Origin of the sequence: Geobacillus uzenensis, from assembly GCF_002217665.1 — a bacterium.
In the GTDB taxonomy this organism is placed as follows: domain Bacteria; phylum Bacillota; class Bacilli; order Bacillales; family Anoxybacillaceae; genus Geobacillus; species Geobacillus subterraneus.
Genome location: NZ_NEWL01000010.1, coordinates 135,672 through 161,848, shown reverse-complemented (window position 1 = coordinate 161,848; position 26,177 = coordinate 135,672). Strand labels below are relative to the sequence as shown.

Below are 26,177 nucleotides of genomic sequence, written 5' to 3'. Positions count from 1 at the left end.
CCCTTTCTTCATTCAGCGCGGGCGCCGATGTTCTCGATTTGCCAATCGATCGGTTCGCGTCCGTGCTTGGTTAAAAACGCGTTCGTCCGCGAAAACGGGCGATGGCCGAAAAAGCCGCGCGCGGCGGAAAACGGGCTCGGGTGCGGCGCTTCAATAATCAGATGGCGCGGATTCGTAATCCGTTCTTTTTTCTCTTGCGCGTTCCGGCCCCAAAGCAAAAAGACGACCGGATCGTCTTTTTCGTTGACGAGCTCAATGACGCGGTCAGTGAAATATTCCCACCCTTTGCCGCGATGGGAGTTCGCCTGGCCGCGGCGGACCGTCAACACCGTGTTTAACAACAGCACCCCTTGCTCAGCCCATTTGACGAGATAGCCGTTATCTGGTATATAGCAGCCAAGGTCGTCATGCAGCTCTTTAAAAATGTTCGCTAAGGACGGCGGCACCGGCACGCCCGGCTTGACGGAAAAACTAAGCCCGTGCGCCTGCCCCGGTCCGTGGTACGGATCTTGCCCGAGCAGCACGACTTTGACGTTTGCATACGGTGTATAATGAAGGGCGTTGAAAATATCGTGCATATCCGGATAAATTGTCCGCGTCCGGTACTCCTCTTTTAAAAACTCGCGCAGCTTTAAGTAGTACGGCTTTTGAAACTCCTCTTCAAGCAGCGGAGCCCAGTCGTTTTTGAGAATCGGCATTGCGAGCAACTCCTTTGCCATCGGCTTTTTCCCTTTTATCATTGTAGCCCAAAAGACACCAGCGTCAAAGCGAACGGAACGGGAAAGCCTGAACAATCATGACGCGGCCTGCTTAATGGGCAAATCCCCCGCCTCCGCCATCGAAAAAAGCGGACGGGAAGATCAAAATGTCCGCGAAATCAACCACCGAAGCAGCCAAACGCCAAGCCACACGTATAAAAGGATGATCAGCGCCCCGGCGACCCAGTTGGTCGGCTTGCCGCGCCCAGCGAGCTCTTCCGCCTTTGCCCGGTGTTCAGCGGCGATGTCTTTCGGCAGCCATTTTAGCGCCAAGTAAATGCCCAGCGGCACAAGCAACAAATCATCCACGTACCCGAGAACCGGAACGAAATCGGGGATCAAATCGACCGGGCTGAACGCATACGCCGCAACGCCAAGCATAAAGAGCCGCAGCCAGACAGAGACGCGCCGATCGCGACTGGCTGAATACAAGACAAAAATTTCCCGTTTCAGCGCCCTCGCCCATTCTTTCCATTTTTCGAACATGGATCATCTCCGCCCCTTTTCTGTTTCAAATAGTATAAAATATGGGTATATCCATTGTAAACGCCTAAGCGGCGGACAACCTGATTAACGATCCTGAAGACAAACGATCGATCATTTGAGGTGAACGAACATGGACAGGAAACGATTTCATATCGTTCATGACGAACAGTCAGACCGGCACGTAGTATACATAAAAGGGGAGCTTGATTTAGCGGCAGCCGAGCAGTTTCGGCGCGCCGTCGAGCCGCTCGCCAATGATGCAAGGAAACTGCTTGTCATCCGTTTAGACGAATTGACGTATATCGACAGCACCGGCATCGGCATGTTTGTCGCACTGTTGAAAACGAGAAAGAAACAAGGAGCGCAGTTTGCCATTGAGAACGTGCCGCCCAAAGTGCAGCGCTTGTTTGACTTAACGGGAGTATCTTACTTTTTTTCCGAAACGAACGATACGACAGAAAGGGTCGGGGGCCAATCATGAAAGAGCACGAAACCGTCGTACAGCTATCGATTCCAGCCGATGCACAGTTTATCGATGTCGCGCGTTTGACGTTGTATGGGCTGGCCGCTAAGATGGGATTCTCATATGAAGAGATTGAAGATATGAAAGTCGCTGTTTCCGAGGCGTGCAATAACGCTGTTTTGCATGCGTACAACGGAAAAAGGGGAATGATTCATCTCCGCTTTGAGATGGGTGCCGATGCCTTAACGATCATCGTTAAAGATGAAGGGAAAGGATTTGATTACAAACAGGCGGCGAAGCAAGCGGCCCCATTGTCCGCTAAGCCGCTTAAGGACGTCAAAATCGGCGGTCTCGGCCTCTTTTTAATGGAAGCGCTCATGGACGATGTGAGTGTCACGACAACAAGCGGAACAGAAGTCCGCCTGACGAAATTCCGCCATCGCGGCGAAGGAGAGCATGCCCATGAATGTATATCCCCCTCCTCTGTCCAAGAGCAAGCTTGACGCCCTCATTTCCGCCTATCAACAGACAAAGACGGAAGAAGCGGCGACGGCGCTGCTCGTTCGCTTCGAGCCGCTCATTGCGGCCGCGGCCAAAAAAATGGCGCGCAGCCGCCCCGATTTTTACGAGGATTTATTTCAAGTCGGGCGGTTATCGTTTTTGCGCCTCCTTGAGCATTACGACCCGAAGCAAGGAACAAGCTTCGAATCGTACGCGATGAAAAGCTTGATCGGTTATATGAAAAATTATTTGCGCGACAAAGCGTGGTATATCCAGGTGCCGCGCCGGGTGAAAGAAAAAGGAAGCAAAGTGCAGAAGGCGATCGATGAGCTGACCGTTACGCTTGAGCGGTCGCCGAACATCGAGGAAATCGCGAGCCATTTAGGGTTATCGGTCGAAGAAACGATTGAGATTTTGGCTGGCCGCGACCATTATCAGGCGATTTCCATCGATGCCCCGGTGCAGGACGGGGAAAAGGACGCGACAACCATCGGCGAATTTCTTGCTGATGAAACGGACGAGGTCGAGGCGCTCATCGAGCGGCTTGACTTGCAGGAAGCGATCGGCAAGCTGAGCGAGCAGGAGCGGATCGTCATCGAGGCGGTGTTCCGCCGCGGAGAAACGCAGCGCTCGCTCGCCGAACAGCTCGGCGTCTCGCAAATGACGATCAGCCGCATTCAAAAGCGGGCGATCGAAAAGCTGAAGCGGCAGCTTGCCACCGCCTATCCGTCATAACGGCAGAAGAAAGCGCCGCCTTACGCATCGGGCGATCTGAACGCTGATGTCAACGGCGGCGCAATAAAAGCAACGTCTGATCGTCTTTTTGTTCGTATTGGTGATACGCCTTCACCTGCTCGTACAACTCGCGGACGGTTTGTGCGGCAGGCTGGTCGAGGTTGACTCGTGCGACCATTGAGGCGAGGACGGAAAAGTCATCGGCCGCTTCTTCTCCGCGCTTTTCTGTCACGCCGTCCGTGTACAACAGCACAAAATCACCGGGTTCTAGCACCACCGATTTAGTTTCAAACGAAAATTGCGGAAACAAGCCGAGCGCGCATCCTTTGGCGTGCAGCGGGACGCATTGTTTCGTTTTCGCCCGGTATAGAAGCGCCGGCTCATGCCCGGCGCACGCATACGAAAACGTGTGTGTTTTTTCGTTGTAATTGCCGACAAACATCGTCACAAACATCGACGGTTCTGTGTAATCATAGGCGAACCGGTTCAACAAGTCAAGATACACATGCGGCTGCGTCCCGTAATGAACGGTCCGGTCTAAAATAAATTTCATCAATGTCATCAGCATCGCGGCTGGAATGCCTTTTCCCGACACATCGGCAATGCCGACTGAGACGGATGTTTGGTGGACGGAAAAGTGGTAAAAATCGCCGCTTAATACCCGAGCAGGAACGCTGAGGACGCCGATGTCGACATAGGACGGCAAGTTCGCTTTCGAAGACGTCTGCAAGAGCGATCGCTGCATATTCGCAGCGAGCGACAGTTCAAAATCGAGCTGTTCACGCTCGCGTTCAAGCCGCTCCTTCTCTTTTTTCTCTGTCACGTCGCGCAGCACGGCGACTAGCCCCGTCAGTGCGCCGTTTTCCATCACTGGCGCCAGCGTATAGCTCACCGGCAAACAAACGCCGTCGCGACGACAAAACGGCTCTTCTTCGACGCGAATCACTTCGCCGCTTTTCAGCCGTTTGACAACACGGCGCAGCTGCTTCCAATCCCACGCGTCACCGTTCGGCCCGGCGAGCGATACAAAGGAAAATAACGGCTTTCCTTTCGCTTCCTCAGGGACGACACCGATCAGCCGACCGGCTTCCGGGTTCATCCAAACGATTTGTCCATCCCGGTCTAACATCATCAACCCCTCGCCAAGGGCGTTCGCCATCATTTCCAGCTGCTGTTCGTGTTGCTTCAGCTCCACATATGGCTTTTCGATCGTTTCCACATACATCGCGCGCACGACATACAAAAATCCGGCCACTTCGTACAGCTGCCCCCATAGCACATGCCCGTTGCCGAGCAGAAGCAGCACTTGGCCAAAGGCAAACAGCAGCAACGCCATCAGCCAGTACAAGAGTGCAGGAGAGCCGCCCTGCCGATAGCGACGCCATACAAGCGCAGCCGCGGCCGCATCAAGCAAACCGACCGCCCCTTCTCCCGCCTGCCACCAAAGCGGCCAGCGGCTCGTCCGATCTTCCAGCCAAAGCGGCGCCGTAACATGAATGAATAGCCCAACCGCCACTGTATAAGCAAAGGCGGCTAAAAACGCCTGCCAACGCTGGCCGCTGCGACGCTCCATCACCTCGTCCGGACGCGAAAATAAAAAGAGCAGCCCCCAAGCGATCGTAAAGCGAGCGGCAAGCGAAAACAGCGACGCCTCACCGACGTCTGAGAATGAAAGGAGAAAATGAAACGAAAACAGCGTCCCTGAGGAGAAAAACAGCGCCCCCATCACAAGCCGTTCCATCGACAGCGTGTGAGGAAACACGACCCACCCTTGCACGGCGACAAGCCAACAGACGACAACGGCGGCAAGCCCTAAAGCAAGATGAATAGAATGATAGAAACTAGGCGAAAAAGGGAGCCGCCCTGCAACGAACAAAAGCAAGCCAAACAGCATGGCCGCCAACGCTGCCGCCGCGCTGTGCAGACGCATTAACTCGTTTTGTCTATGTTCGTTCACAAACGGTGAACCTCCACTCTTCGTTTATATGGTTTATTATACCATACGTTGTCTAACTGGCGTATACGAACGTCGCAGTACGTTTCTGTTTCATGCGGCTGATACAACAAAAAAAGAGGCCCTCCGAACGGAGAACCTCCCTCGATGAGCCGAGAGCCATTTCCCAAGCAATATTTCCTGCCGCAGCGGAATAGAAAAACAAATCTTGCCCGCATGGATCAAAATGTATGGGCCAAGTCTTTCGCCCGGGCAATGGCGTTTGCCTTAATTTCTTCCGCTTTTTCCGGCACGGCCGCATGCCCCTCGACGAATAAGCCTTCAAATGATGGCACGCCGAAAAACTGCATAATGACGCTTAAATAGCGGTGTCCCATTTCCATCGCTGCCGCTGGGCCTTCCGAATAAAAACCGCCGCGCGCCTGAATGTGGAGTGCTTTTTTATCGGTGAGCAGCCCAACCGGCCCTTGTTCGGTATACTTGAACGTTTTTCCGGCCACCGCCACCGCGTCAATGTACGCTTTCAATACGGGCGGGAAAGAAAAGTTCCACATCGGCGTGACGAACACGTATTTGTCCGCGGAGATGAACTGATCGCACAGCTCGTTCATCCGTCCGACTTTCGCTTTTTCCTCGGCCGAGAGCTGTTCAAACGATTGGCCAGAACGGAGCTTGCCCCATCCACTGAATACGTCGACATCGATTTCCGGAATGTATTCTTTATACAAGTCGAGATGAATCACTTCATGATCCGGATGCACTTGCTTGTACGTGTCGATAAACGCCTTCCCGACCGCCATGCTGTACGATTGTGTATCGTCGTGGGGATGGGCGGTGATGTACAATACTTTCGTCATGATGCATACTCCCTTTCTTGATGATCTCAGCATTTTAGTGTTTGCCGTTTGTAAAAACGACATGCATTTATCTCTACTCCAAATATCTCGAACAAGAGATAATTATAGAAAGAAGATGCGAATTTGGCAAATCATTTGCCCAAAAAAAAATTGCCCTTGAGGCAATTGACGTGCGGATCGGTTATTCGCTTTGTTCCACAGCAAACGGATTGCCGCTGATTTGTTTTCGTATCTCATCCGTGAGCGTAAACGGCTCGCTTTTGACACCGCTTTCATTTTCGCTAGGCAGATGACCGCTGCCATCGTAGTAGATCGGTTTTCCTTCCATGATGGCTAACCTCCTTGATTCGTGCAGGATACAGGAACTAGTCTGTGCTTCTATTTTACCATTTATGCGGCGGGAATTCGATCGTTTTTTGAAATTCGAGTCGGCCAAGACTTGGTGGAGAACGTTTTTTGGCTCCCTATGGAATTTTGAAATCACGGGTGATTGGGCCATTTTCAGGAGTTTATATCCGTAAGCGCTTTTGTACTCTCATCCCTCATCATGAGGTGACTCCATTTAGTCTCATTTTTTACATCCAACCACCATCGCGAAGAGCCGGCAACGCTTGATCGATGGGCGTCCCCGATGACGGTTGAAGACACAGGATGTTTTGTCGCCTCACATCCGCCACCGCCGTCCTGCCTCCCGTTTGGCCTGTTCGACTCACTTGGCCTTCTTCGGGGCCGAGGCTGCCCTCTGGGGTTCTTCCTCCTCCAACTTCCCTTTCTCCGCCCTATTCCATCGATTTGGGTGATCATGGTCCGTGAACTACCCCCACTTAATTTTCTAGCGAAAATTTGAAGTGGGGGCTTCCAAAGAAGTTTGACTGCTTCAAGCAATCCTTATTCTTTGAGGCGTGTCCACTTCGCCGCTAGAGCATAAGACACTCAGGTCTACAGCTTTACTTTTCTTTAAGATGTTTAATGCGCCATTGGTTGTAATGTTTCCGCATAGCCAATGACAAGTTTGCCAATTTGATTTTCAATACAGTAGTTAATAATGTAACGGCAAGTCTTGTTGATATAATCATTCACTTTATTATTGCGATTCATAGCAAGCAACGCCTGAATAGTATTGTCTGACATTGTACAATCCGACGTTGTACATGTTCTTGGCAATATGGCACAGTTCTCGAAGAGTCAAGTATTCTTCTTTGGTCAAACCATTTAGCTGTTGTTTGATACAAAAATACATTTTTTCACCTCCCATCTAACTATATTATACTATATTTTACTGAATCTATCCTATTTTCAGCAAAATATAGTTAAGGCGATTCATCTCCCACTTACTCCGCTTCGCTTCGTCGAAGTGGGAGTCTTCTCGCCTAATTAAGATAAACGCCCGAAGCCGCTTCCCTTTCTCTTAGCGGGAAACAGAGTCCATCCGCTTCCACCAACAGCACCCGACCATATCGTTGGGAAACAGAGGGGAGGAGCGAGACAGGGGCCCATACCCATCAAGTTAAGAATTTTGGTCTTTGTGCATCGTCAAAAACATGGTATCCTTTCTAACGAACACTCCACGTTAGAAAGGATTTTTTTCATGGAAAAGTTCCATGAGCAATTTTTGCTCTCCACCCGGGCATGAAAATCTCCCTTTTCTTCCCATAATGAAGAGTAGGCGCAAACAGTTCAACAGGACGTTATGCTTAATGGTGGCTTAGACCCTGTATTATACGAGATGCCTAAAATCGGGCACCTCTGCTTTCCTATTGCCTTTTTTGGCCATTTTCAGTATACCCTCACGGATCAGGAGCGTATACCGCACTCACCAAGTGGTGGGGATTTTCACGGAAAAACAAATGAAAGCATGGATTCAAACCATTTGTCAACTCTTTTCTCCCGAAGAATTAACCCGTCTCGCACGGAAAACAGGCTTTATCCGGCGGCAGCGTTCGTTAACGGCGGAAGCCTTTCTGACTCTCTGTGCATGGGGAGATGGCTCACTGGCCAAACAGTCGCTTCAGCGGTTGTGTGCGGCCTTGACGCTCTGGCATGGCTGTTCCCTTTCAAGCGAAGGCTTGAATCAGCGTTTTACCGATCGGGCCGTGGCATTTTTGCGAGAAGTGTTTTTCCTTCTCCTCCTGCATCAACGTCCATTGCTTTTGTCAGCCATGGAGACCTATCGAACTTGTTTTACCCGCCTGCGGATTTTGGACTCAACCAGCTTTTTGGTTCCCGCTGACTATGGGGAAGACTATCGAGGTTCCGTTTCGTCGGGGGTGAAAATTCAGTTTGAATATGACTTGTTATCCGGCGCCTGCCTTCAGCTATGCGTTCAATCGGCCAATGACTCGGACGCTCGTTTTGCCTATCATGCCCAGCATACGATTTTACCGAATGACCTATGTATTCGGGATTTGGGCTTTTTCTCCGTTGCCGCACTGGCCGAGATCGACGCCCGCGGAGCGTATTATATTACTCGGCTCCGTTCCGATATGAAAGTGTATATCAAGGAGAATGGCCAGTGGAAGGAATGGGATTGGGAATCCCTTGGGAATCAATTAGAGGAAGGGGAATCAGTGGAAATGGAACATGTGTACATCGGACATGAACGCTTGTATGTTCCACGGTTGGTTTTCCGCCGTCTGACGGCGGAAGAATGGCAAAAACGGATGGCGTATGTGCGGAAAAAGGAAAAAAGAAAAGGGAAGGCGCTGGCACGCCAAACCCTCGAACAAAAGAAATACCACATCTTACTGACGAATTTACCACAAGAGTCGTTTGATGGTCAACAGGTTTATGAGCTCTATTCCCTGCGCTGGCAAATTGAATTGTTGTTTAAAGCCTGGAAATCCGTATTTGATTTGGAGAAAGTCAAGGAGATGAAAAAAGAACGTTTCGAATGCCATTTATACGGGACGTTGATTGCCATTTTGGTCACCCAGACGTTTCTGTTTCAAGCTCGGATGTATTGGCATCAAAAGGAAGACATTGAAATCAGTGAACGGAAAGCGCTCGATCTTCTCCAATCGTATTGGCACCAGTTGCTTTTGCGTTCGCATATGGCGGAAATCAACCTTTTCTCTCTCCTTTCCCTGTTACGAAAACATGCCAAGAAAGGTCGAAGGAAAGGGGAAGAAACGGCATCAGATATCTTAACGAAATTAGAGATATGGTAGAATTAGATATGGATATAAATACCAAATACCCCTCTTCTGGAGGGGTATTTGGTATGCCCAATAATGGATGTGATCCCCATCATTCACTGCGGGGATGAACACGAGTATCGTCTTAAAAATTTTATACCGCTAAACTTGACGGGTATGAGACAGGGGCCTCCAACACCAGCTGACGAATCACCTCATGGCTGAGGACCGCATCTCTCACGATCGACTCCAACGAACGGGCGGCTTTGCGGTAGGAAGAGCACCCCACAACCAACTTGACTGCCGTTTCCCCCTAGGCAAGGACCGATCGGTTAGACTCCATTAAAGCCCTGTTCAGCATTGAGCAAGAAAATATAGGCGCCCACTTGTCGATCGCAGTCTTAGTTCCGTTGAATGGATTAATTTTATTTTGCGGTAATCGGATTGGAAAATATCTTGTTGCGGAAGACGTATTTTGGAAATATTTTGGTGATGGGGTCACGAATGTCGTTAATCGGGTTGCCATAAGGGATAATATGTTCAAATAAAATTTCTAAAACCCTCTGCTTTCGATATAGGTTTTGACAAACTCGCCGTAAGCTTTCTTATCTATTATCGGATTCACATAATCTAACTTTCGATCTTTATAAGTATAGTTATCTCGAATCCAATGAAAGTCTTTATCGTTATTACTAACTAATATGGCATTATGTAGAAGAGCTGCAGCTGCAACAAGAGCATCTGGTGCTTTAATACTCTTTTTGCGTGTACTGTCCGCTCTCGCTTTTCTTCTTATGTCAGCTGCTAGCTCCATATCTTCTCTAGTGACTTCATAGATTTGATCAGCCATTTGAATATATCCTTTTCTATTTTCTCTTATATCAGGATCTGTTTCGATTTCGAAATGAGACATGATCTCCATCTCAATGAAGGTAGTCATAATAATCTCTACCTCATCTTCAATCAGCTGTTCAATGAACTCTACTGCATCAGGGTAACCCATTTCATGTGCTGCGTATATATTTGTATCGATTAGTACTTTGGTTGACAATGCTTAATCCTCCCACTCTTCTCTATTTGCAATTCTTAATGATTCCAACACGCCTTCTTTGCTAAATAACTTCGTACTGCCAGCCAGACGTTTGTGTAACGCTTTCTTTTCTTCCTTGGTTAGCTTCTTTTTTTTAGATCGCACTTGAATGACCTCCTTCATTTGCTCTTCTGTTAGAACAGATGGTCCAATTCGGTAATGATGACGGTTTTGACGCACTATTCTCTTTAAAATTGGGCGTTTTGCCGTTCCAGTTGTTATATGATATGCGCCACGGCTCCTTTTTTTGTTAGTGCTCATTTGCATCCCCACCTTGGTTGAGGTTTTATACATAATTATATCATGTTTCAAGAAGTCAGGTTATTAATTTTACTGTAGATGAGCAGGCTCTTCACCACAAGTTGTAAATGAACCTTCATCATTTACACTCCCGTTTCCGTTTTTCGATGTGCTCCAATTTCAATTTCTTGCAGTTGAGTTGCGTAAACAAAACTGGCGTGATTACATTTGCCATGACAACCCCATCGCGGCTGCGTTGTTAAGCAAAATGGCGTATACTGAGTTTGAAACATGTATCATACCTTCAAATGTTTCTATTTCGTTTTGAAATTGGTGGGACTTTTAGCGTATTAGGGCGAGAAGACTCCTGCTTCACCGGAGCAAAGCGAGGATATGCCGCGAAAACTCCCTGACACGCCTGTTCCTTGACAACATGATCATTTGTCCGGGAAGGCGATCGGCAGGGAGACTTGCCGGTCTTACCTACCGTACGTCAAGTTATCAGATCCATGTTGTCTATCAAAGGGGAATTTACACAATAATTTGGACTTAACCTATGTGTTTCATCGCTATTTACTGCATGTACCGTTACGTACTCTTATGCACAATTTTGGGTTTTTACTCTAGAAGGTTGGTGAAAAACCGTTGTTTGCCTTGATCGATGATGGAACGCGTGAACATAGAGGCTGATGCAACAAGTTTTCTCTACTTGAGAACTGATTCCCAGAAGCGGTTGTGCGAGTCAATCACCGGCCTCCTAGAAGGCCGATGAAAAATGACTGCCATGAGCAAATCAACGGCATTTCGCCAAAAAAGAAGGCCGATTTCACCAGGCTTTTCTAACTGAGACACAGATGGAATAGCAGGATTTTGTACGAGATCATCGCCTCTCTAGGATCCGCATGTGAAATCTTTGCGAGCAAAGCATTTTGGCTCTTTTAGATGACCTCAAACCGTCAAACTCAGAGGGGTGAAGGATCAAAAAAAGAGGCTGTCTGCGAAAGCTCGGTTTCACGATCTTTTGAGACAGCCTCCGTTCCCGTCATCAAAAAGCGATTTTTTCCTCCAAAAAGGCTTTGAGCTCTCCAATCGGCAGCCGCACTTGTTCCATCGTATCGCGGTCGCGGACGGTGACTTGGCCGTCTTGTTCGGACTCAAAATCGTACGTAATGCAAAACGGCGTGCCGATTTCGTCTTGGCGGCGATACCTCTTGCCGATCGAGCCGGTTTCGTCGTAGTCAACCATGAAATGTTTCGCGAGTTCCTCATAAATGCGGCGCGCGCCGTCGCCAAGCTTTTTCGACAGCGGCAAGACGGCCGCCTTGTACGGCGCGAGCGCCGGATGCAAATGCATCACCGTCCGGGTCGTTCCGTCTTCCAGTTCTTCCTCGTCATAGGCATCGATCATAAACGCCAGCGTGACGCGGTCGGCGCCAAGCGACGGCTCAATGCAGTACGGCACGTAGCGTTCGTTCGTTTCTTGGTCGAGATAATGGAAATCCTCTCCGGAGTATTCCATATGCCGCCTTAAGTCGTAGTCAGTGCGCGACGCGATGCCCCACAGCTCGCCCCAGCCGAACGGGAACTGATACTCGATATCGGTCGTGGCGTTACTGTAGTGGGACAACTCTTCTTTCGTATGGTCACGCAGGCGGATATGTTCTTCGTTCATGCCGAGCGACAACAGCCATTCTTTGCAAAATTGCTTCCAGTAGTCGAACCATTTCAGCTCTTCGCCCGGTTTGCAGAAAAATTCGAGCTCCATTTGTTCGAACTCGCGCGTGCGGAACGTAAAATTCCCTGGCGTGATCTCGTTGCGGAAGCTTTTGCCGATTTGCGCGATGCCAAACGGCAATTTTTTGCGCATCGTGCGCTGGACGTTTTTAAAGTTGACGAAAATGCCTTGCGCCGTCTCCGGGCGCAAATAAATTTCGTTGGCGCTCGACTCGGTGACGCCTTGGTACGTTTTGAACATTAAGTTGAATTGGCGCACGTTCGTAAAGTCGCGGCTGCCGCATTCGGGACAGGCGATGCCATGCTCGCGGATCAGCTCATCCATTTTCGCTAGCGGCAAGCCGTCAACAATCATCTCGATCCCTTTTTCCTCAAGTGCCTGCTCAATCAATTTGTCGGCGCGATGGCGCGCTTTGCACTGTTTGCAGTCGACCATCGGATCGTTGAAGTTGCCTAAGTGGCCAGACGCTTCCCACGTTCTCGGGTTCATTAAAATGGCGGCGTCCAAACCGACGTTGTACAGCGATTCTTGGACGAACTTTTTCCACCACGCCCGTTTAATGTTGTTTTTCAGCTCGACGCCGAGCGGGCCGTAATCCCACGTATTCGCCAGCCCGCCGTAAATTTCCGACCCTGGAAACACGAAGCCGCGATGTTTTGCGTGGGCTACGATTTCTTCCATGGTTGCAGCCATGTCGTCATCCTCCTCCAAATATGTGTGTGGTGCCAACAAATCAAAAACGCCCTCGCCCCTAGGCATGACGCCTAGGGACGAGAGCGTAGCTCCCGCGGTTCCACCCTAGTTGATGCGCAAACAGCGCATCCCCTTTTTCCATTTCCGCTCCGGACTGCCGTTTCATTAACCGTCTTCGCCGGGCTTCCACCGCCCCCGGCTCGCTTTGGAAGAGAGGGTTAACTACTATTGATCCGTCATCGCGATTCGCTATACGATTTTGTTCACTATCATAGCAAACCTGCAAATCCTCTGTCAATAGTTGCCTCCCTTTTTTTGCGCCCAAAATCGCGACACGATGGGCTTTCCGTCCCAGATGACTTCACTTTCGGCGCGGCGGCGCGCGACTTGCGGCTCATCAAGCAAAAGCCAAAAGTTTTTCATCGGCAAATCGCCGAGCCCATGTTTCTCGCAAAGCCGTCGCAAATATCGGCGCCGCCTGTCGTCGAGCTGTCGCGACATGTTGTCGCCGTCCGCGCTGAACGCGTACAACACGGTCGCCGCCGCGACACGGGCGACGCGGCAAGCAGAGGCGGCACGCAAAAAGAAGTCCCAATCCCAATAGTTGTGGATAGACGGGTCAAAGCTGCCGATTTCGTCATGGAGCGACTTGCGATACACGCTCCCGGACGGAACATATGTTGAGAACGTCCGCATGGCTTCCAAATCGTACTCATAGGCAAATAAGAAACGAGCGAACGGGATGCGCTGATCGTTTTCGACCCGATATTGGACAATTTCTGCATCGGCATAGGCGAAGTCCGCATGCTCGAGCGCCGCGACCATCCGCTCGAGATGGCACGGCAACACTAGATCATCGTCGTCGCAAAGCATGATGAGTTCGCCGCGCGCCGCTTGGACGCCTGCGTTGCGGGCCGCGACATGTCCTTCGTTGTCGCGGCGGTCAATGACGTGGATGTCCAGCTCCGGATACAAGACGACGACATCATCGATCGGCTCGCCGCCGTCGTTCACAACGATCACTTCAAGTGAACGATACGTCTGCCGGCTTAACGCTTCAAGCAGCTCGGCAAGCGGATATGGTCGATTGTATGTCGGAATGACAACGGATACAGACGGACACAACGGACGATCCACCGCCTCTCCCATTTTTCCCAAACCAAAAGGGGCTTACCCTTAAGGTATAGCCCCTGTTTCCGTTTGTCAACTTAGGCGAGTTCCTGTTGCTTCGTCTCTTTACCAAGAACAGTGACCGAGAGGACGGCGACAAGGACAGACAGGCAGAACAGGGTGAAAATCGCTGTCACGGACACCCCTTTGGCGACAAGCGAGCCAACGAACAGCGGGCCGAAGATGCCACCGATACGGCCAAACGCCGCCGCCATGCCCGCTCCGGTCGCACGAATCGACGTCGGGTATTGCTCCGGCGTGTACGCATACAGCGCTCCCCAAGCACCGAGGTTGAAAAATGACAAGAAAATGCCCGCCGCCATCAACCCCGCAAGCGACTCGGCCGTGCCGAAAAAGTAGGCGCTTGCCGCTGTGCCAAGCAGATATGTGATCAAGACGAACTTCCGCCCGGCCCGCTCGATCAGCCATGCGGCGCTGAAATAGCCGGGCAGCTGGGCGAGCGTCATCACAAGCACGTATTCAAAGCTTTTAATTAAGCTGAACCCTTTCATAACCATGACGCTTGGCAGCCATAAAAACATGCCGTAATACGAGAAAACGACACAAAACCAAAGGATCCAAAGCATCGTCGTTTCCTTCCGGTACGGCGCCGACCATACGTTGGCGATATTGTCCCATACCGTTCCCTCTTTTTTCGTTGCCATAAACCGTGGCGAGTCGGGCAGCCGGAGGCGTAAGTAAATGGCGTACAGCGCCGGCAAAGCCGACAGCCATAACGCCGTCCGCCAGCCGTAAGCCGGAATGACAAAATAGGAAATGAGCGCCGCCAGCAGCCAGCCGCCGGCCCAAAAGCTTTCAAGCAGCACGACAGCCCGGCCGCGATCCTTAGCTGGCACCGCTTCTGAGACGAGCGTTGACGCAACCGGCAGCTCGCCGCCAAGCCCCATGCCGATCAAAAAGCGAAGCGCCAAAAACGCCGCCAACGTCGTCGTCAGCGCCGACAGCCCGCTGCCGATCGAGAATAATAACAATGTGACAATAAAAACGTTTTTCCGGCCGATCCGGTCGGCGAGCAACCCAAACACGAGCGCCCCAACGGCCATGCCGATCGAGTTGACGCTGCCGATCCAGCCGACTTGTTCGGCTGTCAAGTTCCAGTCTTTTTGCAAGGCGGCCATCAAAAACGACAACATGCCGACATCCATCGCGTCAAACAGCCAGCCAAGGCCGGCGATGCCTAACAGCTTGCGCTGGGAAATCATCGGTTGATTCATGTGTATCCCCCTGTCATTATTAGTGTCAAGACACGATCTATATTCATTATAGAAGGGGAAAGGGGCAAATTCAATCATATATTGCTCATTCTCTCACAAAACGAACCGCCACACGGAAACGATCTCTCCCCTACGCCCTCGCTGGGAATGGCGCTTCTTGACCCGAAATGATAAAAAAGCCGCCAAACGACCAGCGCTTGTTTGGCAGCCTGTTTACTGCAAGTTCATCTTAACAAATCCCATTTCTCGATATCCATATGAAGATGTCCGTGGGTTCCGAACAGAATCGTTCGGTCATCCGGATGCGGGAAAAACCGGGCGGTGAATGTTTCTTCGCCGTCATTGACGAACAGTTCGAGCGATGACGTATCAAGGAAAAGGTGAAGCGAACGAAGGCGCGGCAGACGGCATTGCCGCTTTTCCGTCAGCCCGTTCACGAAGCTTTTCCGTTCAAGTGTCAACACGCCTTCATCGCCATTGTAAACGAGACGGGCGGCATGGCGCAGATGGATTTCCAGCATGCTCCCGAACAGTTCGATATTGTCAAGGCGAAGCTCGATGGCGTCTCCCTCGATCCCTGGCCATGACCGCAGTTCATTCACAATAGCGACGTTTCGATAAGCGACTTTTTGTTTGCGCAACTGTTTCAGTTCCTTGACCGGCGTCTGTCTCAGCTTGCCGTCGACGAGGCGGAGTTCACGCGGCAAGGTAAGGGCATGCACCCAGCGATGGCGCACGGTCGGCTGTCGGTCTTCGTCTTGGTCGGGCACACCCATCCAGCCAATGAGAATGCGCCGTCCATGCCGGTCGAGCATCGTTTGCGGGGCGTAAAATTCAAAACCGCGGTCAAGCTCCTCAAACGGCCCATGGAGAAATTCCGTTCGTTCGTAATCGAGGTGGCCGACAAAATAGCCTGACTGGTAGACATTTTGATAGCGCATCCCATCCGGTTTTAATCCTTGCGGGCAGACGATGAGCACGTCCTGGCCGTCCAACGGAAATACATCTGGGCATTCCCACATATAACCGAACGGTCCGAGCCAGTTCGAATTTCCGCCAGCAATCGGGCCAAGGTGCTCCCATTGGAAAAGATCAGTGGAACGAAACAGCACTGCTTTTCCATCGCCGCTTTCGCTTTGCGCCCCGACAATCATATACCATTGGTCATCTTTTCGCCATACTTTCGGATCGCGGAAATGGGCAGTGTAGCCGTCCGGGAGGGTGATGACGATCCCTTTTTTTGTAAAATGGAGCCCATCCTCGGATACAGCCATGCATTGGTATGTCTGGCGGTTTCCTTGTTCATCTTTCACATTGCCGGTGTAAAACAACACAAGCTTTCCTTCATGATCAACGGCACTTCCGGAGTAGCATCCGTTTTTATCATACCATTCGCTTGGCGCTAGGGCGATCGGTGCTGATTGCCAATGAACCAAGTCTGGGGACGTGTAATGTCCCCAGAACTTTGCCCCATGGCCAGTGCGAAACGGCATCCACTGATAAAAGACATGATACGTTCCGTTCCAGTCGATCAGCCCGTTCGGGTCGTTCAGCAGCCCGACCGGAGGCATGAGATGGTAGCGAAGCCGATACCGGTCGCGATTGACGAGATCTTGATACTTGTCGATTTCGGCATAGGCCTGTTCCATGAGCTGCTGTTCACGTTCGGATTTCATCGCGCGCCCCTCACTCTTCTTCGCGGAATTTCAGAAGCAGTGTCGCCACAAACGCCGAAACAACCGCAATGGCAAAACCGATTAAATAGTGCATGACGTTCGTGAGCCCTTGCGGCGCGACGATGGCGATCATCGGGATGCCGGTCAGCCCGTAAGCGTTCGCCACCACGTTCATAAACACAACGTACGCCCCGCCGAGCGCGCCGCCAATGGCTGCGGCGATAAACGGCTTCCGGTATTTTAAGTTCACACCGAAAATGACTGGCTCGGTAATGCCTAAAAACGCGGATAAGGCCGCTGGCAGTGCAATTTCTTTCGTTTTTGCCCGCTTCGATTTGACGAAAACAGCTAAACCAGCCCCGCCTTGAGCGACGTTGGCCATCGACCAAATCGGCAACAAATAGTTGACGCCAAGCTTCGCCAACAAGTTCGCTTCAATCGCATGGAAGCTATGGTGCACGCCAGTAATAACGATCATCGAGTACAACCCACCGAAGATCAGGCCGGCTAACGCGCCACCATAATGGTAAACAAAGTTCAACACGGTTGTAATGCCGTCACCAAGCAAATTGCCGAGCGGACCGATGGCTAACATCGTAATAAACCCGGTCAAAATGACGGTCATAAACGGAACAACAAGCAAGCTGACGGCATCGGGAACAACTTTGCGCAATCCGCGCTCAATTTTGCTCATTACATACGTCGCCAGCAAAATCGGTACCACTGTCCCTTGATACCCGACCATGGCAATATCAAAGCCGAGAAATTCCATATAATTCGGCTTCGCTTCCGCCAGTCCCCACGGGTTCAATAGCGCCGGGTGGGTCATAATCCCGCCGATGACCGCCCCTAAAAACGGTGTGCCGCCAAATTCTTTCGCCGCGCTGAAGCCGATTAAAATCGGCAAAATGATAAACGCTGCACTGGAGAACATATCAAGCAAAATATACAGGGCGCTGTCCGCCGCCACCCACTTGAATGCTTTCATCATCCCGAGCAATCCCATAAGCAGACCGCTCGCGACGATCGCCGGGATGATTGGTACGAAAATGTTCGACAACGTTTTCGCAAAGCGGGCGAGCGGATTCATTTTTCGCTTGATGGCTTCTTGATGCACATCGGCACCGCCCTGCGGCACTCCTGCTTCCCGGGCGAACGCCTCGTACACTTTATTGACCACACCGGTGCCAAAAATAATTTGAAACTGTCCGGAGCTGGAAAACGCTCCTTTTACTCCTTCGACGTTTTCAATGGCCTTTGCATCAGCCTTTTGATCATCTTTTAAAACAAGCCGAAGCCGTGTCGCGCAATGGGTCGCGCTAATGATGTTTTCTTTCCCACCAAGGAGCGGGATGAGCTGTCTGGCAATGTGTTCGTAGTTCATTGGTGAACTCCTCTCCTTCTTGATGATGATAAAAAACAAAAAAGACCTAAAACATACAAAGGATGATCTGACGGCATGATCCGTCTGCCGTCCCCTTCATACGTTTTAGGTCTTGCCTGCTCGAAGCAGTTACAATCCCACAATATTTCGTTGTCTGTTTTGCATTATAAGACAACCCGCTGTTTTTGTCAACGCTTTCTCAACCGTTGAATATGCAGCGCAATATAGGCGAGTTCCTCTTCCGGAAAGCGAATGCCATATTCTTTTTCCGCATATTCCGCCGCTTTTTGCGCACACGCCCACTCGCTCGCATATTTCGTCTGAATGAGCGCAAGCATCTCCTCATCCATCGAATGAATCGACTCCCCGTTTTCAATGCGGCTTAAGGCAAACCGCAAATGGGTGAGCAGCCGTTGGTACGAAATGCTTTCCTCATCGATCGATATGCCGAGCTCTGTTTGGATGAGATCAACGAGTTCATGAATAAGCGTCGTCTCCCGCAGCGTTTTGTTCATGCTGGCGGCGTCCATTTTCGCGGTATGGATATGCAAGGCGATATGGGCGGCTTCATCATCAGGGACCTCGATGCCGAGCCGCTCTTTGATCAGCTGTTTCGCCCATAACCCGATGTCATACTCCGCTTTATATAACACCTTAATTTCACCAAGCAATTTGTTTTGAATGCGGTAGCCTTGCTTTAGCCGCTCAATGGCAAATGACAAATGGTCGGTCAGTGCGATATGGATATGGTCGCTCAGCGGCGCTTGCAGCTTTCCTTCCGCATAGCTGATAATTTCTTCGGCAATATCGATATGTTCCTCTGGCAGCGTGCGAAGCAACTGCTGGAACCTTTCATTTTCTTCTTCCATGACGAAAATTTTTTCAATACGGTCCGGAGAGATAAGGTCATTTTTCCGTTTTTGAAACGCAATCCCCGGACCCATCACGATTTTCTCCTTGCCCTCGTCGATCACGACAGCGGCGTTATTGTTTAAAATCCTATGGATCCGAAACGCCATATGCTCCCCCTGCCGCTCTCATTTCGTTTGGACATGCAACAGGATCGTCTCCCCTTTGGTCGCCGAGGCTTCGGCTTTTTTCTCGAGGTAGGCAAGGGCGTCGCCGTTCGTAATGATGATCGGCGTCACCGCGCTTTTGGCCTTGTCGCGGACGAGAGACAAATCAACAGAAAGGAGCCGCTCGCCCCGCTTCACCCGGTCGCCGGCCTTCACATAGGCGGTAAATCCTTCCCCGTTCATCGATACGGTGTCGATGCCAACGTGAATCAGCAGCTCAACCCCTGCTTCCGAGCGCAAGCCAATGGCGTGTTTCGTCGGAAAGAGCTGAATGATTTCGCCATCCACCGGAGCGACGACGTCCCCGTCCGTCGGGTCAATGGCGATGCCGTCGCCCATCATTTTTTGTGCAAACACCGGGTCAGGCACGTCCTCAAGCGGCACGATTGTTCCACTCAGCGGCGCAACGATCGTTTCTTCCTTCGGTGGTTGTTTGCCAAACCATTTTTTGAACAAGGTGTGTCATCCTTTCTTTTCAGTTCTTCCGACAACAAGTATACCCGAATGGAAGAAAACTGCAAACCGCGCCGCTCGCTCCCCGATCGATCAAGCGTGCTCACGCAAGCGCCGGCAAATTTCCGCGGCCACTTCCTTCGTCGCCGCCGTGCCGCCAAGATCCGGCGTTTTGACACCATCAGCGGTGACGTCCTCCACTACTCTTAACAACAGAGCGCCGAGCTCTTCTTCACCGAAATGGTCAAGCATGAGTTTCGCCGTCCAAATTTGTCCGATCGGATTGGCGATGCCTTTGCCGTAAATGTCCGGCGCCGAGCCGTGTACCGGCTCAAACATCGATGGATAGTTGCCGTTGACGTTAATGTTCGCCGCCGGGGCGATGCCGATGCTGCCCATAATGGCGCCGCCAAGGTCAGTCAAAATGTCCCCGAACAAGTTGCTCGCGACAACGACGTCAAACGTATGCGGCCTTGTGACGAAAAAGGCGGCTAACGCGTCAATATGGTACGACGCGGTCGCGACATCCGGGTAGTCGCGCTTGACGTCGGCGAACACTTCGTCCCAAAACGGCATCGTATGGAAAATGCCATTCGATTTCGTCGCGCTCGTCACATGCCCTTTCCGCTTTCGGGCCAGTTCAAACGCGTAACGCATCGCCCGCTCCGTTCCTTTACGGGTAAACACGGCATTTTGGATGGCGATTTCATCGTCTCCACGATGGATGCGCCCGCCGACTTCGCTATATTCCCCTTCGCTGTTTTCGCGGACGACGATGAAATCAAAGTCGCGCGGCTCGGCCAGCGGCGAGGATAAGCCGCGGAAATATTTTGCCGGACGAATGTTGATCACTTGTTCAAATTCGCGGCGGATTTTTAACAGCAATCCCCATAATGAAATATGATCAGGGACAAGCTTCGGATTGCCGACCGCTCCGAGAAAAATCGCATCAAAATTTCGCAAAGTCGATAACCCGTCATCCGGCATCATTTGGCCGTGTTCAACATAGTAGTCGCAGCTCCACGAAAATTCGATGAACGAAAACGCTATTCCCCCATGCACATCGGCGACCGCCTGCAGCACGTCAAGCGCTGCTGGCACGACTTCCTTGCCGATGCCGTCGCCTGGAATGACGGCGATTTCCCACTTTTTCAAGGCTTCTTCCCCCTTGCTTGTTGGCTTTCCTTTGTTAACAGGTTCTTTAAGTGAAGCAAGTCATGTTGAATATGCACTTTCATTGTTTCTGCCGCTTCATCCGCTTTTCGTTCTTTCATTTTAGAAAAAATTTGCTTGTGTTCCTCTAAAATTTGGTTTGCCCTCCCTGGCCCGTACACGTTCAGCGTCCGATAATAGTACGTTAGCGACCTAAGTCCTCCTAACAACTTGCCTAGCTCGCTATTACCACTGAACAAAACAATAAAATCGTGAAACTGGACATTGAATGCAATCACGGATTCAAGGTCACCGATTATAATGCTTTGTTCTGTTTGGCGGAGCACTTCTTCAATCTCGTCCAATTGAGAGGCAGACAGCCGTTCACAAGCCAGTTTAACAGCCAACGATTCAAGGGACATGCGGCATTGATAAATCTCCTCCACATTCCTCATCGTCGGTTCGTATACGGTGATCCGCGATTTATGATCAATTTGGAGTAATCCCTCTTTTTCAAGCGCCCTTACAGCCTCACGCACCGGACTTCTACTTACATTTAATTCTCTGGCCAGCTTTGCTTCGTAAATACGTTGTCCGGGTTTGAATTCTCCTTGAAGAATTTTCTTGCGCAGCAAATGATAAATTTGCTCGTAAAAGGGAGCGGATCGGTCCGGTTGAGCTTGACTCATTTGCCTTCACCTACTTTGTCGACTGTCGACAGATATACTTTAAGTCCATTTTATTTGACATATCTTCTTTCTGTCAATGAAAATTTAGCATATTATGAAGTTATATAATATTTTGAAACATTGAATTCCCGTGCAGGATAGACAGTTCCCTCACCCCGAAACAAAACATAATACATTGCCTCACCATTTCACAGATATGGCGCAAGGAAAGTGGGAAGCTGCTACAAACCTTAGGCGCTTGCCCTCGTTTAAACAGCAACATGTTCAGTCATCTCAAAATATACCCATACGTGCTGATTTACAGCTGACGATGCATAAGTTATGATGAAACCGTTATATAGTTGGTAAAACAATGTCTAGTCATATATGCCTGCTAGCCACAACTTGAAAACGAATATCTTTATATTCTCTAATAACGAACGTTAGGGGGAAAGCAAATATGCCCTCGTATACTGACCCGTTCCGCGGCGAGTTTGACAGCCTTGAAGAGTTTGCCGACCGCGTCAGCGATGTGCTGCGCTGTCCGGTGACGATCGAGGACGCCAATCATCGGCTGATCGCCTACAGCGCCCATGACGATTACACCGACCCGGCGCGGACGGCGACGATCATTAGCCGGCGCGTGCCGGAAAAAGTGATCAACAGCTTATGGAAGCAAGGCGCCATCCCCGCGCTGCTGAAAAGCCGCGAGCCGGTGCGCGTGCCGCCCATTGAAGATGTCGGCCTCGGCAGCCGTGTCGCCGTCTCTATTTGGAAAAACGATGAAGTGATCGGCTTCATTTGGGTGCTCGAAACGAACCGGACGCTCTCCCCTGAGGAGATGGAATGGCTGAAGCTGGCGGCCAAAGCGGCGAAAAACAAAGTGCTGCAGCTGTATATGCGCAAAAACAAAAAAGAGGAGCGGGTGCAAGAGCTGTTTTGGAAACTGCTCACCGGCCATATCGCGACCGAAGACGAAATCCGCGCCCATCTTGCCGCGATGCAAATTACGGCAGCGCCGCAGTTTGCTGTCGTTGTCTTCCGTTTTGCGGCCGATTTGACCGCTGAAATGGAACGGCAAATTTCCTACCTGTTGCAAACGACCCAACAACTTTCGCTCCTCCTTTATACGACCGACGGCCGTGACGTCATTTTGCTGGCGGCGCCGAAAACGGACCAGCCGTTAAAAGAACTGAACGCATTCATCGAGTCATTTTCCGCAAAAATGAAGGAGCGGTTTCATATTCACGATGTGCAAAGCGGATTCGGCGGCGTGTACGAGTCATATCGGCTGATCGAAAAAAGCTATCGCGAAGCGCTCGCTGTGCTGGCGCTGAAAGAAAAATTCGGCAGCGAAATAAAGGCCGTTTACGGCTACGCCCAGCTCGGCATTTATCAGTTTTTTGATTTTCTGCTTGAACAAAAGCGGCAAGGGGAATGGACCAACCCCGCTTTGGCCAAGCTGCACATGTACGATCAAAGGCATCATAGCGACTTAGTGAAAACGTTCGAAACATTTTTTGATCATAATGAAAACGTACAAGAAACTGCCGACGCTCTCAACGTTCATCCGAACACGCTCGCCTACCGGCTGAAGAGAATCGCTGACATCGCCGAGCTCGATCTCCATGACATGAATCAGAAAATCAAATTATATATCGATATTAAATTAGCAAAATATGAAGCGCACAACTAATTTGTGAAAATCCACAAAAACCGTGCGCTTCTTTCTCTTTTTTGAACAATGCCCGGCCTGTTCCTTCTCTTTTATACTATAAGTAAGGCTACTTTTGATGAGGAGGAACGATATTCATGATTATTGGAGTGCCAAAGGAAATTAAAAATAACGAAAACCGTGTCGCCATTACGCCCGCGGGCGTATTGTCGTTCGTTCAGGCAGGACATACGGTACTCATTGAGAAAGAGGCAGGGATTGGAAGCGGTTTCAATGATGATGATTACGCCCGTGCCGGGGCGCGAATCATCGAACGCGCCGAAGACGTTTGGGCGCAGGCTGATATGATCATGAAAGTCAAAGAGCCGCAGCCAAGTGAATACGGCTATTTCCGTCCGGGTCTTATTTTGTTCACCTATTTGCATTTGGCGGCAGAGCCAGAGTTGGCGCGCGCCTTAAAAGAAAGCGGCGTCATCGCCATCGCTTATGAGACGGTGCAAGTCGGCCGCACGTTGCCGCTGCTCACGCCGATGAGCGAAGTCGCCGGGCGGATGGCTGCGCAAATCGGGGCGCAATTTTTGGAAAAACCGTACGGAGGCAAAGGCATTTTGCTTGGCGGCGTCCCTGGCGTTGCCCGCGGCAAAGTCGCGATCATCGGCGGCGGGGTCGTCGGCACGAATGCAGCGAAGGTCGCGGTCGGCCTTGGCGCGGACGTGACGATCATCGACTTGAACGCTGATCGTCTCCGTGAGCTTGACGACATTTTCGGCCATCAAATTACAACACTCATGTCCAACCCAATGAACATCGCTGAAGCTGTCGCCGAGGCTGACCTTGTCATCGGTGCGGTTCTCATCCCGGGCGCACGGGCGCCAAAACTAGTCACTGAGGATATGGTGAAAGCAATGAAACCGGGGTCAGTCATTGTCGATGTCGCCATCGACCAAGGCGGCATCGTCGAAACGAGCGACCACGTCACGACACATGATGACCCGACCTACGTGAAACATGGTGTCGTCCATTATGCGGTCGCCAACATGCCGGGCGCTGTTCCGCGCACATCGACGATCGCCTTGACGAACGTCACGATGCCGTATGCCTTGCAAATCGCTAATAAAGGCGTCACCCAAGCCATTGCAGACAACCCGGCGCTCGAGCTTGGCGTCAACGTCGCCAACGGCGAGATCACGTACGAAGCGGTCGCCCGCGACCTCGGCTACCGCTATGTCCCGGCCCGTGAAGCGCTCGGCAAAACATTGGCCGCCAACTAACCGCTGATTGACGCGGCCGGCAACGCGCGCGGTCGGCCGCATGTTCATCGCTGCCCATTCACTGCCAGAAATGGCCGCCCTATGCGGGCGGCTTTTTTTTATCATCCTAAACCGACAAGGCCCCCATTTCTCCAAGTGAACGTAGGTGGCGGGAGTATGTCACCCGTTGCGTTGTGCCAAATCATTTTCGTTCGGCAAAGCGGCCAGTGTATAATGAAAATAGAAAGCTGGAAAGAAGGTGATTTCGTGAACGTTCCGGGAAAACAGGCGGTATCGCTTGAAGAATTTTATCGCATGCGGGAAACAACCGACCGCGTTTTAGAATACATTGATGGCGCTGTGTTGATGTCTCCCTCCCCTTCGACCCAGCACCAACGCATATCGGGACGGCTGCACGTCCAACTGTTCCATTTTTTAGAAGGAAAGCCGTGTGAAGTGTTTCATGCCCCGTTTGATATCGAACTAAAGAACGAACGAATCGAAGGCAAGAAAATTGTCGTCCCTGATTTAACCGTGATCTGTGATCGAAGTGGATTAACGGATACAAAATTTGTCGGCGTCCCAACGCTGATCATCGAGATTTTAAGCCCTTCCAACCAGGCGTACGATCTCGTGTTCAAATTGAATTTGTATATGCAATACGGAGTCTATGAATACTGGATCGTGAACCCCATGCATCGTGTTGTGCAAATCTACTCGCTCAATGACAATGGACAATATGAACAAGCCGGCGTCTGGAAAGAAACCGGCATGGCATGTTCGCGCGCGCTTGACGGTTTTTCTGTTGATGTAGAACAACTATTTCGTCCTTGAGGGCGGCTTCATGGTATAATCTTGTAGAACAAAGGAGTGATGACGATGACGATGCCAAAAGCATTGACGATCGCCGGCTCGGACAGCAGCGGCGGCGCCGGGCTGCAGGCGGACCTGAAAACATTCCAAGAGCTTGGCGTATACGGCATGACGGCGATCACGACAATCGTCGCCATGGATCCGCACAACCGTTGGGCGCATCAAGTCTTCCCGGTAGACTTGGCGACGATCGAGGCCCAGCTGGAGACGATCATCGTCGGCGTCGGGATTGATGCCTTAAAAACAGGCATGCTTCCGACAACCGATATCATTGAATTGGCGGCGCGCACCATTGAAAAACATGGATTGAAAAACGCGGTCGTCGACCCGGTGATGGTATGCAAAGGGGCCGACGAGCCGCTTCACCCGGAAAATACGGTGTGCTATCGTGAAACGCTCGTGCCAAAAGCGACGGTCGTGACGCCGAACTTGTTTGAAGCGGCGCAATTGTCCGGTTTGACGCGCATTGAAACGGTTGAGGACATGAAAGAGGCGGCCGGACGCATTCATGAGTTCGGAGCGCCATATGTCATTGTCAAAGGCGGGCGGAAAATTCCGCACGACTACGCGGTCGACGTCCTCTATGACGGCAAAACGTTCGAACTGCTTGAATCGGAACGAATTGAAACGGCGTACACGCACGGGGCTGGCTGCACGTTCTCAGCCGCCATCGCTGCCGAACTGGCGAAAGGCCGCCCGGTTAAGGACGCCATCGCCACCGCTAAAGCATTCATCACCGCTGCCATTCGCCATTCGTTCCCGTTAAACGAATACGTCGGCCCGACGCATCACGGCGCTTACCGCCGCTACGGGGAACAATAGGCAAGGCTTCGGCCTTGTCTTTTTTCAGCAGGGAAAGCGTCCTGCTGTCAAGTTGTCCAATCGACGCCCTCGCTGTTCATGTTAAACCCCCATGCTT

General features: G+C 51.1%; 24 protein-coding genes and 3 pseudogenes. 9 read left to right on the top strand and 18 right to left on the bottom strand.

Annotation, left to right across the window (positions count from 1 at the left end):
* Nucleotides 1–8: 8 nt before the first annotated feature.
* Entirely contained in the window at nt 9–698 is a 690-nt protein-coding gene (locus B9L21_RS16265; RefSeq protein WP_011232888.1) for a uracil-DNA glycosylase, read from the bottom strand.
* Nucleotides 699–860: 162 nt separating this feature from the next.
* Complete coding sequence (locus B9L21_RS16260) at nt 861–1,244, bottom strand: YkvA family protein (protein ID WP_063167149.1); 384 nt, start codon at nt 1,242–1,244, stop codon at nt 861–863.
* Between the two features lie 130 nt (nt 1,245–1,374).
* On the opposite strand from B9L21_RS16260, the gene B9L21_RS16255 reads away from it, so the two are divergent.
* Genes B9L21_RS16255 through B9L21_RS16245 form a run of 3 tightly spaced genes read left to right on the top strand, consistent with a single transcriptional unit; the run spans nt 1,375 to nt 2,943 of the window.
* Nucleotides 1,375–1,725, top strand: coding sequence for an STAS domain-containing protein (locus tag B9L21_RS16255; protein WP_063167148.1), 351 nt, complete (start codon nt 1,375–1,377; stop codon nt 1,723–1,725).
* Nucleotides 1,722–2,210 carry an anti-sigma B factor RsbW gene (rsbW, locus tag B9L21_RS16250; protein WP_063167147.1) on the top strand — a complete coding sequence of 163 codons (489 nt, stop codon included), beginning with the start codon at nt 1,722–1,724 and terminating at the stop codon, nt 2,208–2,210. The genes B9L21_RS16255 and rsbW overlap by 4 nt, the downstream gene beginning before the upstream one ends.
* On the top strand, nt 2,170–2,943 hold the full coding sequence (locus tag B9L21_RS16245) for a sigma-70 family RNA polymerase sigma factor (protein ID WP_063167146.1): 774 nt from the start codon (nt 2,170–2,172) through the stop codon (nt 2,941–2,943). The genes rsbW and B9L21_RS16245 overlap by 41 nt, the downstream gene beginning before the upstream one ends.
* A 49-nt stretch (nt 2,944–2,992) precedes the next feature.
* Here B9L21_RS16245 and B9L21_RS16240 read toward each other — a convergent pair whose 3' ends face one another.
* From B9L21_RS16240 to B9L21_RS16225, 4 genes and pseudogenes are all read right to left on the bottom strand, one after another.
* Nucleotides 2,993–4,873: a SpoIIE family protein phosphatase gene (locus B9L21_RS16240; RefSeq protein ID WP_413229280.1), complete on the bottom strand. Its 1,881-nt coding sequence runs from the start codon at nt 4,871–4,873 to the stop codon at nt 2,993–2,995.
* A 245-nt stretch (nt 4,874–5,118) separates the two neighbouring features.
* Nucleotides 5,119–5,754, bottom strand: a complete 636-nt coding sequence (locus B9L21_RS16235) for an FMN-dependent NADH-azoreductase (RefSeq protein ID WP_063167144.1) — start codon at nt 5,752–5,754, stop codon at nt 5,119–5,121.
* 181 nt (nt 5,755–5,935) lie between these two features.
* Nucleotides 5,936–6,082: a hypothetical protein gene (locus tag B9L21_RS17760; protein ID WP_168157863.1), complete on the bottom strand. Its 147-nt coding sequence runs from the start codon at nt 6,080–6,082 to the stop codon at nt 5,936–5,938.
* A gap of 549 nt (nt 6,083–6,631) precedes the next feature.
* Nucleotides 6,632–6,994 (bottom strand): annotated as a pseudogene (locus B9L21_RS16225) (transposase).
* 607 nt (nt 6,995–7,601) lie between these two features.
* Here B9L21_RS16225 and B9L21_RS16220 point away from each other — a divergent pair.
* Nucleotides 7,602–8,921, top strand: coding sequence for an IS4 family transposase (locus B9L21_RS16220; protein WP_063167441.1), 1,320 nt, complete (start codon nt 7,602–7,604; stop codon nt 8,919–8,921).
* 145 nt (nt 8,922–9,066) lie between these two features.
* Here the strand turns inward: B9L21_RS16220 and B9L21_RS16215 are convergent.
* From B9L21_RS16215 to B9L21_RS16205, 3 genes and pseudogenes are all read right to left on the bottom strand, one after another.
* A pseudogene (locus B9L21_RS16215) lies at nt 9,067–9,283 on the bottom strand (UPF0236 family transposase-like protein); the annotation flags it as partial.
* A 158-nt stretch (nt 9,284–9,441) separates the two neighbouring features.
* Nucleotides 9,442–9,939 (bottom strand): PIN domain-containing protein, encoded by a 498-nt coding sequence (locus tag B9L21_RS16210; protein ID WP_033009759.1) that lies wholly within the window; start codon nt 9,937–9,939, stop codon nt 9,442–9,444.
* A 3-nt stretch (nt 9,940–9,942) separates the two neighbouring features.
* On the bottom strand, nt 9,943–10,239 hold the full coding sequence (locus B9L21_RS16205; protein WP_033009761.1) for a hypothetical protein: 297 nt from the start codon (nt 10,237–10,239) through the stop codon (nt 9,943–9,945).
* Between the two features lie 106 nt (nt 10,240–10,345).
* Between B9L21_RS16205 and B9L21_RS17985 the strand changes: the two are divergent.
* Nucleotides 10,346–10,507 (top strand): annotated as a pseudogene (locus B9L21_RS17985) (DUF4351 domain-containing protein); the annotation flags it as partial.
* Between the two features lie 756 nt (nt 10,508–11,263).
* On the opposite strand, the gene B9L21_RS16195 reads toward B9L21_RS17985, so the two are convergent.
* From B9L21_RS16195 to B9L21_RS16150, 9 genes are all read right to left on the bottom strand, one after another.
* The gene (locus B9L21_RS16195) at nt 11,264–12,646 is read right to left on the bottom strand and encodes a glycine--tRNA ligase (protein WP_063167142.1); all 1,383 of its coding nucleotides are present in this window, start codon (nt 12,644–12,646) and stop codon (nt 11,264–11,266) included.
* A 294-nt stretch (nt 12,647–12,940) separates the two neighbouring features.
* Nucleotides 12,941–13,771: a glycosyltransferase family 2 protein gene (locus B9L21_RS16185; protein ID WP_089135023.1), complete on the bottom strand. Its 831-nt coding sequence runs from the start codon at nt 13,769–13,771 to the stop codon at nt 12,941–12,943.
* A gap of 83 nt (nt 13,772–13,854) precedes the next feature.
* Entirely contained in the window at nt 13,855–15,051 is a 1,197-nt protein-coding gene (locus B9L21_RS16180) for an MFS transporter (protein ID WP_063167140.1), read from the bottom strand.
* 224 nt (nt 15,052–15,275) lie between these two features.
* Nucleotides 15,276–16,727, bottom strand: a complete 1,452-nt coding sequence (locus tag B9L21_RS16175; protein ID WP_063167139.1) for a glycoside hydrolase family 32 protein — start codon at nt 16,725–16,727, stop codon at nt 15,276–15,278.
* 10 nt (nt 16,728–16,737) lie between these two features.
* Nucleotides 16,738–18,111, bottom strand: a complete 1,374-nt coding sequence (locus B9L21_RS16170) for a sucrose-specific PTS transporter subunit IIBC (protein WP_063167138.1) — start codon at nt 18,109–18,111, stop codon at nt 16,738–16,740.
* 188 nt (nt 18,112–18,299) lie between these two features.
* Complete coding sequence (locus tag B9L21_RS16165; protein ID WP_063167137.1) at nt 18,300–19,130, bottom strand: PRD domain-containing protein; 831 nt, start codon at nt 19,128–19,130, stop codon at nt 18,300–18,302.
* Nucleotides 19,131–19,148: 18 nt separating this feature from the next.
* Nucleotides 19,149–19,643: a PTS glucose transporter subunit IIA gene (locus B9L21_RS16160; protein WP_063167136.1), complete on the bottom strand. Its 495-nt coding sequence runs from the start codon at nt 19,641–19,643 to the stop codon at nt 19,149–19,151.
* 90 nt (nt 19,644–19,733) lie between these two features.
* Entirely contained in the window at nt 19,734–20,795 is a 1,062-nt protein-coding gene (locus B9L21_RS16155; protein ID WP_063167135.1) for a tartrate dehydrogenase, read from the bottom strand.
* Entirely contained in the window at nt 20,792–21,481 is a 690-nt protein-coding gene (locus B9L21_RS16150) for a GntR family transcriptional regulator (RefSeq protein WP_063167134.1), read from the bottom strand. Before B9L21_RS16150 ends, B9L21_RS16155 begins: the two co-directional genes overlap by 4 nt.
* 439 nt (nt 21,482–21,920) lie before the next feature.
* Here B9L21_RS16150 and B9L21_RS16145 point away from each other — a divergent pair, with 439 nt between their 5' ends.
* The 4 genes from B9L21_RS16145 to pdxK all read left to right on the top strand — a co-directional run bounded on the left by B9L21_RS16145 (nt 21,921) and on the right by pdxK (nt 26,080).
* The gene (locus B9L21_RS16145) at nt 21,921–23,156 is read left to right on the top strand and encodes a PucR family transcriptional regulator (protein WP_063167133.1); all 1,236 of its coding nucleotides are present in this window, start codon (nt 21,921–21,923) and stop codon (nt 23,154–23,156) included.
* A 116-nt stretch (nt 23,157–23,272) separates the two neighbouring features.
* Complete coding sequence (gene ald / locus B9L21_RS16140) at nt 23,273–24,406, top strand: alanine dehydrogenase (protein ID WP_063167132.1); 1,134 nt, start codon at nt 23,273–23,275, stop codon at nt 24,404–24,406.
* Nucleotides 24,407–24,619: 213 nt separating this feature from the next.
* Nucleotides 24,620–25,219 carry a Uma2 family endonuclease gene (locus B9L21_RS16135; RefSeq protein WP_063167439.1) on the top strand — a complete coding sequence of 200 codons (600 nt, stop codon included), beginning with the start codon at nt 24,620–24,622 and terminating at the stop codon, nt 25,217–25,219.
* A gap of 45 nt (nt 25,220–25,264) precedes the next feature.
* A complete protein-coding gene (gene pdxK / locus B9L21_RS16130) occupies nt 25,265–26,080 on the top strand; it encodes a pyridoxine/pyridoxal/pyridoxamine kinase (protein WP_063167131.1) in 816 nt (271 codons plus the stop codon).
* The last annotated feature ends 97 nt before the right edge of the window (nt 26,081–26,177 follow it).